Here is a 15,101-nt window from a genome sequence, read left to right on the forward strand (position 1 = left end):
TTTTCGTTTTCCGTTTAAAAATATAAATTTAAAAAATTTTATTTTGTTATTGTATGGTATTGCGTTAACAACATACCTAAGAATAAAAATAATGCCGAAGTCAGAAATATCAAGGGTAAATTCGTTAATTTATGACTTATTTTGCTGCTGCAAATGCTTGCTCTAAGTCTGCTAAAATATCTTGAATATTTTCAATACCGCAAGAGAGACGAATAAGTCCTGCAGAAATCCCCGCTTTTTCTAATTCAGCTTCATTTAATTGGCGGTGCGTTGAGGTTGCTGGATGTAACGCACAAGTACGAATATCGGCTACGTGTACTTCTCGTGAAGTCATTTGCAATGCGTTTAACCATTTTGCCGCGGTTTCTTTGTCACCTTTAATCTCAAAGGAAATGACACCACACAAACCGTTCGGTAAGTATTTTTGTTTGAGAGCGTAATCTGGTGAGCTCGGTAAGCCAGGATAATTCACTTTAGCGACTTGCGGATGTTTTTCTAAAAACTCTGCCACAGTCTGTGCATTTTCATAATGACGTTGCATGCGAAGAGCCAGGGTTTCCATGCCTACATTCAACAAGAAACTATTTTGTGGGGCAGGAGTAGCACCTAAATCACGCATTAATTGCACACGTGCTTTGACAATATAAGCCGCAGGGCCAAAGGTTTCTGTATAAACTAAACCATGATAAGTTTGGTCTGGCGTGCTTAATTGCGGATATTTGCCGTTATTCCAATTAAAGTTACCACCATCAGTAATGGATCCACCTAAGGCAATAGCATGACCATCTAAATATTTAGATGCGCTGTGAATGACCACGTTTGCGCCAAATTCGATTGGGCGACAAAAATAGGGGGTGGCAAAAGTGTTATCAATTAATAATGGCGCCTCTGCTGCTTTCGCTAAGGCAGCAAATTTTTCAATATCTAATACTCGTAAAGCAGGGTTAGCAATAGTTTCAGCAAAGACCGCTTTTGTATTTGGACGGATTGCTTTTTTGAGTTCTTCAAGTGGTAAATCTTGATCTACAAAAGTCACTTCAATACCCATTTTTTTGAATGTGTGGGCAAATAAATTATAGGAACCGCCATACACATAAGAAGAGGAAATGAAGTGATCGCCCGCTTCTAAAATATTCAGCATTGCGTAGAAAACCGCAGATTGACCAGAAGCAGTACACATTGTTGCAACGCCACCTTCAAGTGCTGTAATTTTTTCTTCCGCAGCATTGGTTGTTGGGTTTGCTAGGCGAGTATAGAAATAACCTGCAGCTTGTAAATCAAATAACTTGCCAATTTCTTCTGCAGAATCGTAGGTATAAGTCGTGCTTTGTACGATAGGTTGAACACGTGGCTCACCGTTTTTAGGGCTATAGCCAGCATGGAGGCATTTCGTTTCGAATTTCATTGTTTTTTCCTTTGGTTGTGTTTGTTTTGGGTAAAGTGCGGTCGTTTTTGATAACGTTTTTTACACTTTGGATTTGTAATGTGGAAATGCTCAACATTAACGTCTACCTAATTATTAGGTAGAGTACTCACGTAAATTATCCTACTAATTGGATTTTTTCTGACTCTACTCTTTCAAATAAAGTCAGGAAAAATATTCGTTTAATGAATATGCCAAAAGGGCGTATCGCTACGCCCTTCAATTTGGGTTTAAGTGAAATTATTTATTGTCTTTCACTTCTTCAAACTCTGCATCAACAACATCATCATTTGGTTTGCTGCTGCTTTGAGCTTGTTGTGCATCACCTTGTGGTTGAGCCGCTTGAGCGAGTTTTTGAGCAACTTCTGCAAGCGCTTGAAGTTTAGCTTCGATTGCTGCTTTATCTTCGCCTTTCGCCGCAGTTTCTAAATCGCTTAATGCGCTTTCAATTGCTGCACGATCTTCAGTTGGAACTTTATCACCGGCTTCTTCTAATTGTTTACGTGTAGCGTGTACAAGATGATCCGCTTGGTTGCGAGCTTGTACTAATTCTTCAAATTTACGGTCTGCTTCAGCGTTTGCTTCTGCATCACGAACCATTTGTTGAATTTCTTCATCACTTAAACCTGAAGAGGCTTTGATGGTGATTTGTTGTTCTTTACCTGTACCTTTATCTTTCGCAGAAACGTGGATAATACCGTCAGCGTCGATATCGAAGGTTACTTCAATTTGTGGCATACCGCGTGGAGCAGGGTTGATGCCTTCAAGGTTGAATTGACCTAAAGATTTATTCGCAGATGCTTGTTTACGTTCACCTTGTAACACGTGAATGGTTACTGCACTTTGGTTATCTTCTGCTGTTGAGAACACTTGTGATTTCTTAGTTGGAATCGTCGTGTTTTTCTCAATTAAGGTAGTCATCACACCACCCATGGTTTCGATACCTAAAGATAATGGCGTTACGTCTAACAATAAGACATCAGTTACATCACCTGCTAATACACCACCTTGAACTGCTGCACCGATAGCAACAGCTTCATCCGGGTTCACATCTTTACGAGGTGCTTTACCGAAGAATTCTTCTACTTTTTGTTGTACTAATGGCATACGGGTTTGACCGCCCACTAGGATAACATCATCAATTTGTGATGCACTTAAGCCAGCATCGTTTAATGCAACTTTTACAGGTTCAAGTGATTTAGCCACTAAATCTTCTACTAAAGATTCTAATTTAGCACGAGTTAATTTAATGTTTAAGTGTTTAGGACCCGTCGCATCTGCAGTGATGTAAGGTAAGTTAACATCAGTTTGTTGTGCAGAAGAAAGTTCAATTTTCGCTTTTTCACCTGCTTCTTTTAAACGTTGCATTGCAAGTGGATCATTACGTAAATCAACGCCTTGTTCTTTTTTGAACTCATCTACTAAGTAGTTGATTACACGGTTATCGAAGTCTTCACCACCTAAGTGAGTATCACCGTTGGTTGCCAATACTTCAAAGGTTTTTTCGCCACCTACTTCATCAATTTCGATGATAGATAAGTCGAATGTACCACCACCTAAGTCATATACGGCGATAGTTTTGTTGCCTTGACCTTTATCTAAACCGTAAGCTAATGCTGCAGCTGTAGGTTCGTTGATAATACGTTTAACTTCTAAGCCTGCGATACGACCTGCATCTTTTGTTGCTTGACGTTGAGCATCGTTAAAGTATGCAGGAACAGTGATTACCGCTTCAGTCACTGGCTCACCTAAGAAATCTTCCGCAGTTTTCTTCATTTTTTTCAATACTTCTGCAGAGATTTGTGGAGGCGCAAGTTTTTCACCTTTTACATTTACCCATGCATCACCGTTGTCTGCTTTGGTGATTTCAAATGGCATAATGTCGATATCACGTTTTACTTCAGCATCGTCAAAACGACGACCGATTAAACGTTTAATTGCAAATAAAGTATTTTTCGGGTTGGTTACCGCTTGGCGTTTTGCCGGTTGACCTACTAAAATTTCGTTATCATTTGTATAAGCAATAATTGACGGAGTAGTGCGATCACCTTCTGCGTTTTCAATTACGCGTGGTTTATCACCATCCATTACTGCCACACAAGAGTTTGTTGTACCTAAGTCAATACCAATAATTTTTCCCATGTTGTTACTCCTAATTAAATTTTAAATTCGTTGTAAATTGTTACGATGAATAAGATGTGGATACTTTTTCGCATTTCAAGAGGTAAGATTTAAATTTTTTCTTCCTTTTAAAGTGCGGTCATTTCCGTTCTTGTTTTACAAAATAAGTCCAGCTGAACAAAGTTCAAGGGGGAAATATAAAATTATTTTGAAAAAATAAGAAAAAATTTTTGTTTTGTGGTAAATTGCCGACAATTTTAATCATCTATTAATTTAACAAAGGAATCTAAATGAAAAAATCAGTCGTAGCATTAGGTATGATTGTGGCTCTCGGTGCGGTAGGTGTCGGTGGGGCCTGGTTTACTGGGGAAAAAGCACAAACTGAATATTTACGCCAAATTGAATTAGCAAATAAACAAGCTCAGGCTTTAGGCTCATCTGATTCATTTAAGGTTGTTTATAAAAATAAACAGTTTGATCGTGGTTTATTTACCTCTCAAGTAGAAGATGAACTCGTGATTTCCTTACCTGAAGAAGGTGAGACTTTCACTATTCCATTTTCAACGAAACTTTATCATGGTCCATTTCCGCTTAATCAGTTAGAAAAATTCAACTTTGTGCCAACGATGTTTTCAGCACAAGGTGTGATTGGTAAAAATGAAACAACCCAACCTTTATTTGATTTACTTAAATCAGATAAGCCTATTCAATATCAGGCATCTACTAGCTATAGCTTAGCAACGAAAGGTAAAGTTGAACTAGCTGCAGGGGAAGTGACAGATCCAAATTCTCCACAAAATAAAATAGCGTGGTCAAATATCAATATTGGTTTTGATGTAGATAAAGATCGTGCGGGTAAATATGACATGACCTTAGACGAAGTGACTGCTGATTTAGGACCGAATAGTGTAGATGGGGAAGATAGCCAGGATACTACTGCGGTTAAATCAGTAAAAACAAAGATGAAGGGCATGAAATTAGACGCTTCATTCAATCCTACAAAATGGGCTTATATTTATACGGGGAAAGGTTCTTATACTACTGAAAGCTTCGAAATGACGAGCACGGATTATGCTGGAAAAACGACCTCTCTTATTGAAAAAGGCTTAAAAGCCACATCTGATATTTCACTTAATGGTGATTTTGTAAACTTAAAAAGTGAAAGTGCAGTAGATTCATTCGTGTTAGATGGAAAAGAGTTAGGGAAATTAACTAACAATAGTGAATTAAACCATATTGAAGCAAACGCAGTAAATGCTTTGATTGAAGCTGTTTTCACTGTCTTCAAGTCAGTCAAAGATGATAATAAAAATGTGAATGATGAAATGGTATCTGAAATTTTAAGTTCATGGGTTGAAAATCATGGTATGGCTATTTTTAATAATCAACCTCAAATTAAACTCAATCCTGTGTCAATTTCAGATGATCAAGGCAAAGTGTCATTAGATTTAAATGTGGCGCTAGCGAAAGATCCGAAATTTGATTTAATGGCGGGGAGTTTATATAAACAGTTTACAGATTTTGCAGTGAATATTCATGTAGATAAAGCAACTGCAGAAAAACTTATGACACAATTAGATCCAGAAGCAGATAAAGCGTTGATTAAAGCACAAATTGAAGAGCAAGCTAAGCAAGCGGCAGCACAAAATATTGTGGTGAATAATGATAAAAATGTGACGCTTAACTTAGTGCTTGAAAAAGGCGAACTCAAACTTAATGGTCAAGTGATTCCAGAAGAGCAGGTTCAAGGCGTGTTATTTATGCTAATGATGGGCGCAGCAATGCAAGCTAAGTAATAACGGCTAAACAATCACAAGGAGATAAAGCAATTTATCTCCTTTTTTATTAGGTTGAGCTTATTTAACTTTTAATCCAAGCGAGCTTTTAAATACCCGTCATAATCAGGGATATCAATATTGATTTCTTGCTCAAATAAGCTTGATGTTAAAAGAAAATCAGCGGTGCTTTGATTGATTGCCACTGGAATATTCCAAACAGTTGCAATACGCATTAAGGCTTTTACATCGGGATCATGTGGTGCCGCGTTCATCGGATCCCAAAAGAAAATCATCATATCAATTTTTTTCTCAGCAATTAGTCCACCAAGTTGTTGATCGCCTCCCATCGGGCCACTTAATAGTGAGGCTATTTTGAGTCTAGTTTCTCTTTCCAATAGATGGCCAGTTGTACCTGTTGCATAAAGTTGATGGGGAGCGAGTGCATCTTTGTGTTTCTTTACCCAATCGAGCAGGTTTTGTTTGCAGCTATCATGGGCAACGAGCGCTATTCGTTTATGAGAAAAGATTGGGCGAGTTGTCGTGTTCATATTTTGTCCTCTAAAAAGCTCAAAAGCATACGAACACTTTAGATCAAAGCGGGTAGAGAATGCAATATATAAAGTATGCTTTAACTTAAACCTAAAAATCCTTTAAAAATGACCGCACTTTTAATCACAAGTATGGAAATAACAGGAAGAAAACCGCAAGAACAGTCAAAATCTACTATCTTTCTTGCAAAAAATCTTCTAAAATTTACAAGATTTGTTAAATGTTTGTAACATTGATTAACAAGCTTGATTTTCGTGTTTGGTCATGACCAAACTTTATTTTCACTCAGTAAAATAAGGAAAGACTATGTCAGATACCTTAGTAAACGATATTGACCCAATTGAAACACAGGATTGGTTGTCAGCTGTTGATTCATTAATTCGTGCAGAGGGTGCAGAGCGTGCACATTACATCATCAATCAGGTGATTGATCAGGCACGTAATGGTGGTGTGAACATTGCAAAAGGTGGCGTAACAACCCCTTATGTTAATACCATCCCACTTTCTGAACAGCCAGCATACCCAGGTGATAAAGCTATTGAGCGTCGTATTCGTAGTGCTGTACGTTGGAATGCGATCATGGCGGTATTACGTGGCCAGAAAAAAGATCTTGAATTAGGTGGTCACATTTCAACTTATCAATCTGCAGCAAGCATGTATGAAGTTTGTTTTAACCACTTCTTCAAAGCGGCGACTGATAAAAACGGCGGTGACTTAGTCTTCTTCCAAGGCCACGCAGCACCAGGTATGTATGCTCGTGCATTTATTGAAGGTCGTATTACTGAAGAACAAATGAATAATTTCCGTCAGGAATGTGAACCAGGCAAAGGTCTTTCTTCTTACCCACACCCGAAATTGATGCCTGAATTCTGGCAATTCTCGACCGTATCTATGGGTTTAGGTCCTGTAAATGCGATCCGTACTGCTCGTTTCTTAAAATACTTAGACAACCGTGGTTTAAAAGACACCAAAGATCAAAAAGTGTATGCTTTCCTTGGTGACGGTGAGATGGACGAAATCGAAGCAAAAGGTGATTTAACATTCGCAGCACGTGAAGGCTTAGATAACTTAATCTTTGTTGTAAGCTGTAACTTGCAACGTTTAGATGGTCCAGTAACGGGTAACGGCAAAATCGTTCAAGAATTAGAAGGTTTATTTGCTGGTGCAGGTTGGGAAGTGATCAAAGTCATGTGGGGTGGTGGCTGGGATAAATTATTTGCAAAAGATACTACCGGCAAATTAACCCAATTAATGATGGAAGTAGTTGACGGTGACTATTTAACCTTCAAATCTAAGAATGGTGCATACGTTCGTGAACACTTCTTCGGTCGTTACCCAGAAACCGCTGCATTAGTAGCAGACATGACAGATGATGAAATCTGGGCATTAAGACGTGGTGGTCATGATTCAGAAAAACTTTATGCCGCATTCCATAAAGCGCAAACTGCTGGTAAGCCTGTTGTGATTTTAGCGCACATGGTTAAAGGTTATAAAATTCCTGAAGCAGAAAGTAAAAACACTGCGCACCAATCGAAAAAAATGTCTCTCGAAAGCTTAAAATCTTTCCGTGATCATTTCCAATTAGATATTAAAGATGAAGATATTCCTCACTATCCATACATCACTTTCCCAGAAGGTTCGGAAGAGTACAATTATCTTCACGGCAGACGTAAAGCGTTAAACGGTTATTTACCAAAACGTTTACCAAAATTCACCACTGAATTTAAAGTGCCAGCATTAGAAGAGTTTGCACCATTATTGGAAGAACAGGCTCGTCCAATTTCAACTACAATGGCATTTGTACGTTTCTTAAATACCTTATTGAAAGATAAAGACATTGGTAAACAAATTGTGCCAATTGTTGCTGACGAAGCGCGTACTTTCGGTATGGAAGGTTTATTCCGTCAAATCGGTATTTACAACCCACATGGTCAAAACTATGTGCCTTCTGACCGTGATTTAGTGGCGTACTACCGTGAAGCGAAAGATGGTCAAGTATTACAAGAAGGTATCAATGAATTAGGTGCGGCATCATCTTGGTTAGCTGCTGCGAACTCATACTCTGTCAATAACCTTCCGATGATTCCATTCTTTATCTACTACTCAATGTTTGGTTTCCAACGTGTGGGTGACTTAATGTGGGCAGCGGGTGACCAATTAGCACGTGGTTTCATGATCGGTGGTACTTCTGGCCGTACAACATTAAATGGTGAAGGTTTACAACACGAAGATGGTCACAGCCATATTCAATCTCTTGTTATTCCTAACTGTGTGTCTTATGACCCAGCTTATGTTTATGAAGTGGCAGTTATCCTACAAGACGGTATTAACCGTATGTATGGTGAAAAACAAGAAGATGTGTTCTACTACATCACCACATTAAACGAAACTTACGAACAACCAGCAATGCCAAAAGGTGCAGAAGAAGGTATTCGTAAAGGTATTTATAAATTTGAAACCGTTGAAGCGAAAGGCAACAAAGGTCATGTTCAATTATTAGGTTCAGGTGCAATCTTCCGTCACGTTCGTGAAGCGGCACAAATCCTTGCAAATGAATATGGCGTAAGCTCAGATGTATATAGCGTGCCTTCATTCACTGAAGTCGCTCGTGAAGGTGCGGATGCAGTACGTTGGAACATGTTACACCCAACTGAAAAAGCACGCGTACCTTACATCGCACAAGTAATGAACGATGCACCAGCGGTTGCGGCTACTGACTACATGAAATTGTTCGCAGAACAAGTTCGTGCCTTCATTCCTGCACAAAGCTATCACGTATTGGGTACTGATGGTTTCGGTCGTTCAGACAGCCGTGAAAACTTACGTGAACACTTCGAAGTGGATGCGCGTTATGTTGTAGTTGCAGCATTACATGAACTTGCAAAACAAGGCAAATTTGATGCGAAAGTGGTGGCTGATGCAATCGCGAAATTTGGTTTAAAAACTGAAATTTTAAATCCGCTTTACGCTTAATAAAAACATCCTGTGTGTGAGAGCACACAGGATCATCTACAAATAAAGTGCGGTTGATTTTAACTGCGTTTTTTAAAGGTAAGATAACATGTCAAAACAAATTCAAATTCCTGACATCGGTAGTGATGAAGTTACCGTAACAGAAGTGATGGTGAAAGTAGGTGATACCATTACCGCAGATCAGAGCATTATTAATGTTGAAGGTGATAAAGCTTCAATGGAAGTACCAGCACCAGAAGCTGGTGTGATAAAAGAAGTATTAGTAAAAGTGGGTGATAAAGTCACTACTGGCACACCAATGCTTGTTTTAGAGTCAGCGGATGCGGCAGCGCCTGCTCCAGCTGCAGCAGCACCTGCGCCGGCAGCCGCACCAGCAGCTGCAAGTGTAGTTGAAGTCAATGTACCCGATATCGGTTCAGACGAAGTAAACGTGACTGATATTATGGTGAAAGTAGGCGATACTGTTGAAGTTGACCAATCAATCATCAATGTTGAAGGTGATAAAGCGTCAATGGAAGTGCCTGCTCCTGTTGCTGGTGTAGTAAAAGAAATTTTAATCAATGTGGGCGATAAAGTTGTTACTGGCAAATTAATCATGAAATTTGAAGTGGCAGGTGCAGCACCAGCCGCAGCACCAGCTCAACAAGCTTCGGCACCTGCAGCAACGACAACAGCTTCAGCGATCAAAGAAGTGAATGTACCAGATATCGGTGGCGATGAAGTTAACGTAACTGAAATCATGGTTGCCGTTGGTGACAGCGTTTCTGAAGAGCAATCTTTAATCACCGTTGAAGGCGATAAAGCCTCAATGGAAGTGCCAGCTCCGTTTGCGGGTGTGGTAAAAGAAATTTTAGTGAAATCAGGCGATAAAGTTTCAACTGGTTCATTAATTATGAAATTTGAAGTGGCAGGTGCAGCACCGGCTCCTGCAGCGGCAGCTCCAGCTCCACAAGCTGCACCAGCAGCAGCGCCGGCAGCACAATCAGGTAATGTATCTGGTTTAAGCCAAGAACAAGTTGTAGCAAGCGCAGGTTATGCACACGCAACACCAGTGATTCGTCGCTTAGCACGTGAATACGGTATTAACCTTGATCGCGTAAAAGGTACGGGTCGTAAAGGTCGTGTTGTGAAAGAAGATATCCAAGCTTACGTGAAAACCGCTGTTAAAGCGTTTGAAACAGGCACTGTATCTTCTGCAGCAGCGGGTAATGGTGTGGCAAACGGCGCAGGCTTAGGCTTATTACCATGGCCGAAAGTTGACTTCAGCAAATTTGGTGAAGTAGAAGAAGTTGAATTAAGCCGTATCAACAAAATCTCTGGTGCGAACTTACATCGTAACTGGGTAATGATTCCACATGTTACTCACTTCGATCGCACAGATATCACTGATTTAGAAGCATTCCGTAAAGAACAGAATAAGATTGTTGAAAAACAAAAATTGGATGTGAAAATTACACCAGTTGTGTTCATTATGAAAGCGGTAGCGAAAGCATTAGAAGCGTTCCCACGTTTCAATAGTTCTATCTCTGAAGACGGACAAAAATTAACACTTAAAAAATACATCAACATTGGCGTAGCGGTAGATACACCAAACGGTCTCGTTGTACCTGTATTTAAAAACGTGAACAAAAAAGGTATTATCGAACTTTCTCGTGAATTAATGGAAATCTCCAAAAAAGCACGTGACGGTAAACTTTCAGGTTCTGATATGCAAGGGGGTTGTTTCACTATTTCAAGCTTAGGCGGTATTGGTACAACTCACTTTACACCAATCGTAAATGCTCCAGAAGTAGCAATCTTAGGTGTGTCTAAATCAGAAATGCAACCAGTTTGGAATGGTAAAGAATTTGAGCCACGCTTAATGCTTCCATTATCATTATCTTTCGACCACCGTGTGATCGATGGTGCTGATGGTGCTCGTTTCTTAAGCTATATCAATGGCGTATTAGCTGACTTACGTCGCTTAGTGATGTAATTAACGAGGTAAGATGTGAGTGATTAGGCTCACATCTTACAGAAAGGATCGCAAGTGCGGTCAAAAATTTGAACGTTTTTACGAGGTAAAAATGAGTAAAGAAATTAAAACCCAAGTTGTAGTACTTGGTGCTGGTCCAGCAGGTTATTCAGCGGCATTCCGTTGTGCGGACTTAGGTTTAGAAACAGTACTTGTTGAACGTTATTCAACATTAGGTGGGGTATGTTTAAACGTAGGTTGCATTCCATCAAAAGCGTTATTACACGTTTCTAAAGTAATTGAAGAAGCAAAACACGCAACTAAAAATGGTGTTTACTTTGGTGAACCAACCATCAATTTAGATGAAGTTCGTGCAGGTAAAGATGCAGTAGTTGCTAAATTAACTGGTGGCTTAGCAGGTATGGCAAAAGCACGTAAAGTGACTGTAGTTGAAGGCTTAGCAGCATTTACTGACCCAAATACATTAGTTGCACGTGACCGTGATGGTAACCCAACTACTGTTAAATTTGATAATGCCATTATCGCAGCGGGTTCTCGTCCAATTCAATTACCATTTATCCCACACGAAGATCCACGTATTTGGGATTCAACAGATGCACTTAAATTAAAAGAAGTACCGAAAAAACTTCTTATCATGGGTGGTGGTATCATCGGTTTAGAGATGGGTACAGTGTATCACTCTCTAGGTTCAGAGATTGAAGTGGTTGAAATGTTCGACCAAGTTATCCCGGCAGCAGATAAAGATGTGGTAGCAATCTACACCAAACAAATCGAGAAAAAATTCAAGTTAATGCTTGAAACGAAAGTAACTGCAGTTGAAGCAAAAGATGACGGTATCTATGTTTCAATGGAAGGTAAAGCATGTAACGATACTAAACGTTATGATGCTGTACTTGTTGCTATCGGTCGTACACCAAACGGTAAATTGATTGATGCAGGTAAAGCAGGCGTTGAAGTGGATGAGCGTGGTTTCATTCATGTTGATAAACAAATGCGCACTAATGTGCCTCATATCTTTGCAATCGGTGATATCGTTGGCCAACCAATGTTAGCACATAAAGGTGTTCATGAAGGTCACGTTGCAGCGGAAGTGATCGCAGGGAAAAAACATTACTTCGATCCAAAAGTCATTCCTTCTATTGCTTATACTGAACCAGAAGTGGCTTGGGTAGGTAAAACTGAGAAAGAATGTAAACAAGAAGGTTTAAACTACGAAGTGGCTAAATTCCCTTGGGCTGCTTCAGGTCGTGCGATTGCTTCAGAATGTGCTGAAGGTATGACCAAATTAATCTTCGATAAAGATACTCATCGCGTACTTGGTGGGGCAATCGTTGGATCTAACGGTGGTGAATTATTAGGTGAAATCGGTCTTGCGATCGAAATGGGTTGTGATGCAGAAGATATCGCATTAACCATCCATGCTCACCCAACACTTCACGAATCTGTTGGTCTTGCGGCTGAAGTGTTTGAAGGTTCAATTACTGACCTTCCAAACGCAAAAGCGAAGAAAAAATAATTAATTGAAATCTTCCATAAAGGCTACCCGAATGAGTGGCCTTTATTTTTTGAGAGATAGCTCACAAAATTGCATAAAAATTCAATAAAAACTGGCGGTCAAAATGACTTTTTGATAAAATCCGACCAGTTTTGTTTTTATATTTTTTTATTATTTAAAAGCTATGTTAAAGAAGATTTTGATTATTGTAGGATTGGCAGTGTTGACAACAGCCTGTTCTAATGGCTCTAGGCAGGCTCATAATGGAGTCATTACAGAGAGCGATGATGCGGAGCTAACGGGGTTAATTGCAGGTTTAGATGGGAAACAAGGTGGACTTCACCCTAAATTAAGAACAAACCGTCCTAAATCTGGTTTAATTGGTGATAAAGCACTTGCTCAAGTTTATAACGAATGGGGTGGTACACGTTATAGAATGGGCGGAAGCACAAAACGTGGTATTGACTGTTCTGCATTTATGCAAACCGCTTTCCTTGATGCTTATGGTGTGGAACTTCCTCGCACAACTTCAGAACAACGCTATTTAGGTCGCCAAATCCAAAAACATGAATTACGTAAAGGCGATTTGGTATTCTTTCGTCGAAATAACCATGTAGGCGTTTATATTGGCAACAACCAATTTATGCATGCAAGTTCAAGCCAAGGTGTAACAATTAGTTCATTAGATGAAGATTACTGGGCTAGAACTTACACACAATCACGTCGCGTGATGTAATAACAATTTTTATTTCAAAAAAAAGTGCGGTTAATTTTAACCGCACTTTTTCTTTATGTAGATTATCTGTTTATTGGCTTAAGCCGCAAATTTCATTAAATCTCTTCTTGGTTTCATTTGGTGGATGGTATTTGTTACTGTTCCAACCAATGGTAAGCTTGTCCATTGTGTTGTTTTAATATTCTCCACTTTGGAATCTAATGCCATGAATACAAATTCATTACCGCTTATACCGGCAAATTCATAAATATGGAATTCATCTTGTTTTTCCAATACTACAAGATCACCGATGAAAAGGCTGTCATTTTTTTCAACCACTAACATATCGCCCATTTCAATTCCCCAAGCAAGCATATTCGGATTCGTTACACGAATAAAACACGTTTGTTGTGGACGTTTGATGCAATAAAGGTTGAGATCTAATTTTTTATTAAATGTCGATTTGCTTTCAACATCATTGAAAAATGGCATAGGATGATAAGAAAACGTCATATCATTTTGTGCAACTGTATTTGCGTAGTTCATCATCTTGTGTTCCTTTTAGTTAGTGTGTTTTTAATCATTGGTTGTTTATACAGGTGTAATATACTGTGGTTAGATACAGTATGTCAATAGGGCATAGAAAAAATTTTTTTATAGGCGAAAATTTTAGAAAAAATTCATTCTAGGCTTAAAAAGTTCAATTTTTTAATAAAATAATAAAGAAAAAATTTTCTTTTAAACAAAATTTAAGCTATCTTTAGTCTGTTTCGGTGGATCGTAACGATCTGAAGTTCAACTTAATCTTTATTTAAAATTATTATGAATACATCACGTTTATTTCATTTTCTTTTCCAAGGTAATTTGGTAAAACGAATTGCTGTTGGTTTGGTACTCGGGATCCTTGTTGCATTGGTGAATGAGAGTGTTAAAAATTCATCAGGCATTGATCTTGCATCTAGCTTTGGTGTGCTGGGTCAAATTTTCGTTAAAGCATTACGTGCAGTTGCACCAATTTTGATTTTCTTCCTTGTTATGGCTGCACTGGCTAATAAGAAAGTGGGCTCTAAAAGCAATATGAAAGAAATCGTAGTGCTTTATCTTGTGGGAACCTTCTTAGCCGCTGTTGCTGCGGTAATTGCAAGTATGGCATTCCCGTCAGATGTTGCTCTTGCGGTAAAAGAAGATGCAAGTTCAGCACCACAATCTGTTGGCCAAGTGATGCTTGCTTTAGTATTGAATGTGGTAGATAACCCATTAAATGCGATTTTTAAAGCAAACTTTATCGGTGTATTAGCATGGTCTATCGGTTTAGGTTTAGCACTTCGTCATGCTTCTGATGCAACTAAACAAGTGGTGGCTGATTTTGCAGAAGGCATTTCTAAAATTGTTCACATCATTATTTCTTTTGCGCCTTTCGGTGTATTCGGTTTAGTGGCTGAAACTTTATCTGACAGAGGATTAGCGGCGTTAGGTGGATATGTTCACTTATTATTCGTGTTAATCGGTACAATGCTATTTACTGCATTTGTGCTAAACCCAATTCTCGTTTATTGGAAAATTCGTCGTAATCCATATCCATTAGTTTGGACTTGTGTACGTGAAAGTGGTGTAACGGCATTCTTTACACGTAGCTCTGCAGCAAACATTCCTGTAAACATTGAATTAGCAAAACGCTTAAATCTTGATGAAGAAACCTATTCTGTGGCAATTCCATTAGGTGCAAATATCAATATGGCGGGGGCAGCGATTACCATTACTGTATTAACGTTAGCGGCTGTTCATACATTAGGTATCGAAGTATCTTTCGTCAGCGCTGTATTATTAAGTATTGTTGCGGCGCTTTGTGCATGTGGTGCTTCTGGTGTGGCAGGTGGTTCATTATTATTAATCCCATTAGCTTGTAGCTTATTTGGTATCAGTGATGACATCGCGGCACAAATGATCGGTGTAGGTTTTGTAATTGGTATCTTACAAGACTCAACAGAAACTGCGCTAAACTCTTCAACTGACGTATTATTTACTGCGGCAGTATGTATGGAAGAAGAGCGTAAAAACGGTTAATTAAATTA

Annotated in this window: 10 protein-coding genes; 6 read left to right on the top strand and 4 right to left on the bottom strand. The window is 39.0% G+C overall.

Features of this window, described 5'->3' with window-relative positions:
• Window positions 1-136: 136 nt before the first annotated feature.
• Together A9500_RS00265 and dnaK are read right to left on the bottom strand one after the other, a co-directional pair.
• Window positions 137-1,405 (bottom strand): O-acetylhomoserine aminocarboxypropyltransferase/cysteine synthase family protein, encoded by a 1,269-nt coding sequence (locus tag A9500_RS00265; protein WP_065243469.1) that lies wholly within the window; start codon window positions 1,403-1,405, stop codon window positions 137-139.
• A 258-nt stretch (window positions 1,406-1,663) separates the two neighbouring features.
• Window positions 1,664-3,565, bottom strand: a complete 1,902-nt coding sequence (gene dnaK / locus A9500_RS00270; protein WP_065243470.1) for a molecular chaperone DnaK — start codon at window positions 3,563-3,565, stop codon at window positions 1,664-1,666.
• A 269-nt stretch (window positions 3,566-3,834) separates the two neighbouring features.
• Between dnaK and A9500_RS00275 the strand changes: the two genes are divergently transcribed.
• On the top strand, window positions 3,835-5,340 hold the full coding sequence (locus A9500_RS00275) for a YdgA family protein (protein WP_065243471.1): 1,506 nt from the start codon (window positions 3,835-3,837) through the stop codon (window positions 5,338-5,340).
• A 71-nt stretch (window positions 5,341-5,411) separates the two neighbouring features.
• On the opposite strand, the gene mgsA is transcribed toward A9500_RS00275, so the two are convergent.
• Window positions 5,412-5,870: a methylglyoxal synthase gene (mgsA, locus tag A9500_RS00280; RefSeq protein ID WP_065243472.1), complete on the bottom strand. Its 459-nt coding sequence runs from the start codon at window positions 5,868-5,870 to the stop codon at window positions 5,412-5,414.
• A gap of 307 nt (window positions 5,871-6,177) precedes the next feature.
• Between mgsA and aceE the strand changes: the two genes are divergently transcribed.
• From aceE to A9500_RS00300, 4 genes are all read left to right on the top strand, one after another.
• On the top strand, window positions 6,178-8,844 hold the full coding sequence (gene aceE / locus A9500_RS00285; RefSeq protein WP_065243473.1) for a pyruvate dehydrogenase (acetyl-transferring), homodimeric type: 2,667 nt from the start codon (window positions 6,178-6,180) through the stop codon (window positions 8,842-8,844).
• Window positions 8,845-8,932: 88 nt separating this feature from the next.
• Window positions 8,933-10,819 (top strand): pyruvate dehydrogenase complex dihydrolipoyllysine-residue acetyltransferase, encoded by a 1,887-nt coding sequence (gene aceF / locus A9500_RS00290; RefSeq protein ID WP_065243474.1) that lies wholly within the window; start codon window positions 8,933-8,935, stop codon window positions 10,817-10,819.
• A gap of 91 nt (window positions 10,820-10,910) precedes the next feature.
• Window positions 10,911-12,335 (top strand): dihydrolipoyl dehydrogenase, encoded by a 1,425-nt coding sequence (gene lpdA / locus A9500_RS00295; protein ID WP_054418621.1) that lies wholly within the window; start codon window positions 10,911-10,913, stop codon window positions 12,333-12,335.
• A gap of 163 nt (window positions 12,336-12,498) precedes the next feature.
• Window positions 12,499-13,050 carry an NlpC/P60 family protein gene (locus tag A9500_RS00300; protein WP_054418623.1) on the top strand — a complete coding sequence of 184 codons (552 nt, stop codon included), beginning with the start codon at window positions 12,499-12,501 and terminating at the stop codon, window positions 13,048-13,050.
• Between the two features lie 78 nt (window positions 13,051-13,128).
• On the opposite strand, the gene A9500_RS00305 is transcribed toward A9500_RS00300, so the two are convergent.
• Window positions 13,129-13,578 (bottom strand): LexA family transcriptional regulator, encoded by a 450-nt coding sequence (locus A9500_RS00305; protein WP_081000808.1) that lies wholly within the window; start codon window positions 13,576-13,578, stop codon window positions 13,129-13,131.
• A 273-nt stretch (window positions 13,579-13,851) separates the two neighbouring features.
• Here A9500_RS00305 and sstT point away from each other — a divergent pair, with 273 nt between their 5' ends.
• Window positions 13,852-15,093, top strand: coding sequence for a serine/threonine transporter SstT (sstT, locus tag A9500_RS00310; protein WP_054418625.1), 1,242 nt, complete (start codon window positions 13,852-13,854; stop codon window positions 15,091-15,093).
• Window positions 15,094-15,101: the final 8 nt, after the last annotated feature.

Origin of the sequence: Haemophilus sp. CCUG 60358 (assembly GCF_001679485.1) — a bacterium.
GTDB lineage: Bacteria > Pseudomonadota > Gammaproteobacteria > Enterobacterales > Pasteurellaceae > Haemophilus_D.

What these genes read in the sequence shown, in the direction of transcription:
- A9500_RS00265 (WP_065243469.1), bottom strand. Translation starts at nt 1,405, where the DNA reads ATGAAATTCGAAACGAAATGCCTCCATGCTGGCTATAGCCCTAAAAAC.
- dnaK (WP_065243470.1), bottom strand. Translation starts at nt 3,565, where the DNA reads ATGGGAAAAATTATTGGTATTGACTTAGGTACAACAAACTCTTGTGTG.
- A9500_RS00275 (WP_065243471.1), top strand. Translation starts at nt 3,835, where the DNA reads ATGAAAAAATCAGTCGTAGCATTAGGTATGATTGTGGCTCTCGGTGCG.
- mgsA (WP_065243472.1), bottom strand. Translation starts at nt 5,870, where the DNA reads ATGAACACGACAACTCGCCCAATCTTTTCTCATAAACGAATAGCGCTC.
- aceE (WP_065243473.1), top strand. Translation starts at nt 6,178, where the DNA reads ATGTCAGATACCTTAGTAAACGATATTGACCCAATTGAAACACAGGAT.
- aceF (WP_065243474.1), top strand. Translation starts at nt 8,933, where the DNA reads ATGTCAAAACAAATTCAAATTCCTGACATCGGTAGTGATGAAGTTACC.
- lpdA (WP_054418621.1), top strand. Translation starts at nt 10,911, where the DNA reads ATGAGTAAAGAAATTAAAACCCAAGTTGTAGTACTTGGTGCTGGTCCA.
- A9500_RS00300 (WP_054418623.1), top strand. Translation starts at nt 12,499, where the DNA reads ATGTTAAAGAAGATTTTGATTATTGTAGGATTGGCAGTGTTGACAACA.
- A9500_RS00305 (WP_081000808.1), bottom strand. Translation starts at nt 13,578, where the DNA reads ATGATGAACTACGCAAATACAGTTGCACAAAATGATATGACGTTTTCT.
- sstT (WP_054418625.1), top strand. Translation starts at nt 13,852, where the DNA reads ATGAATACATCACGTTTATTTCATTTTCTTTTCCAAGGTAATTTGGTA.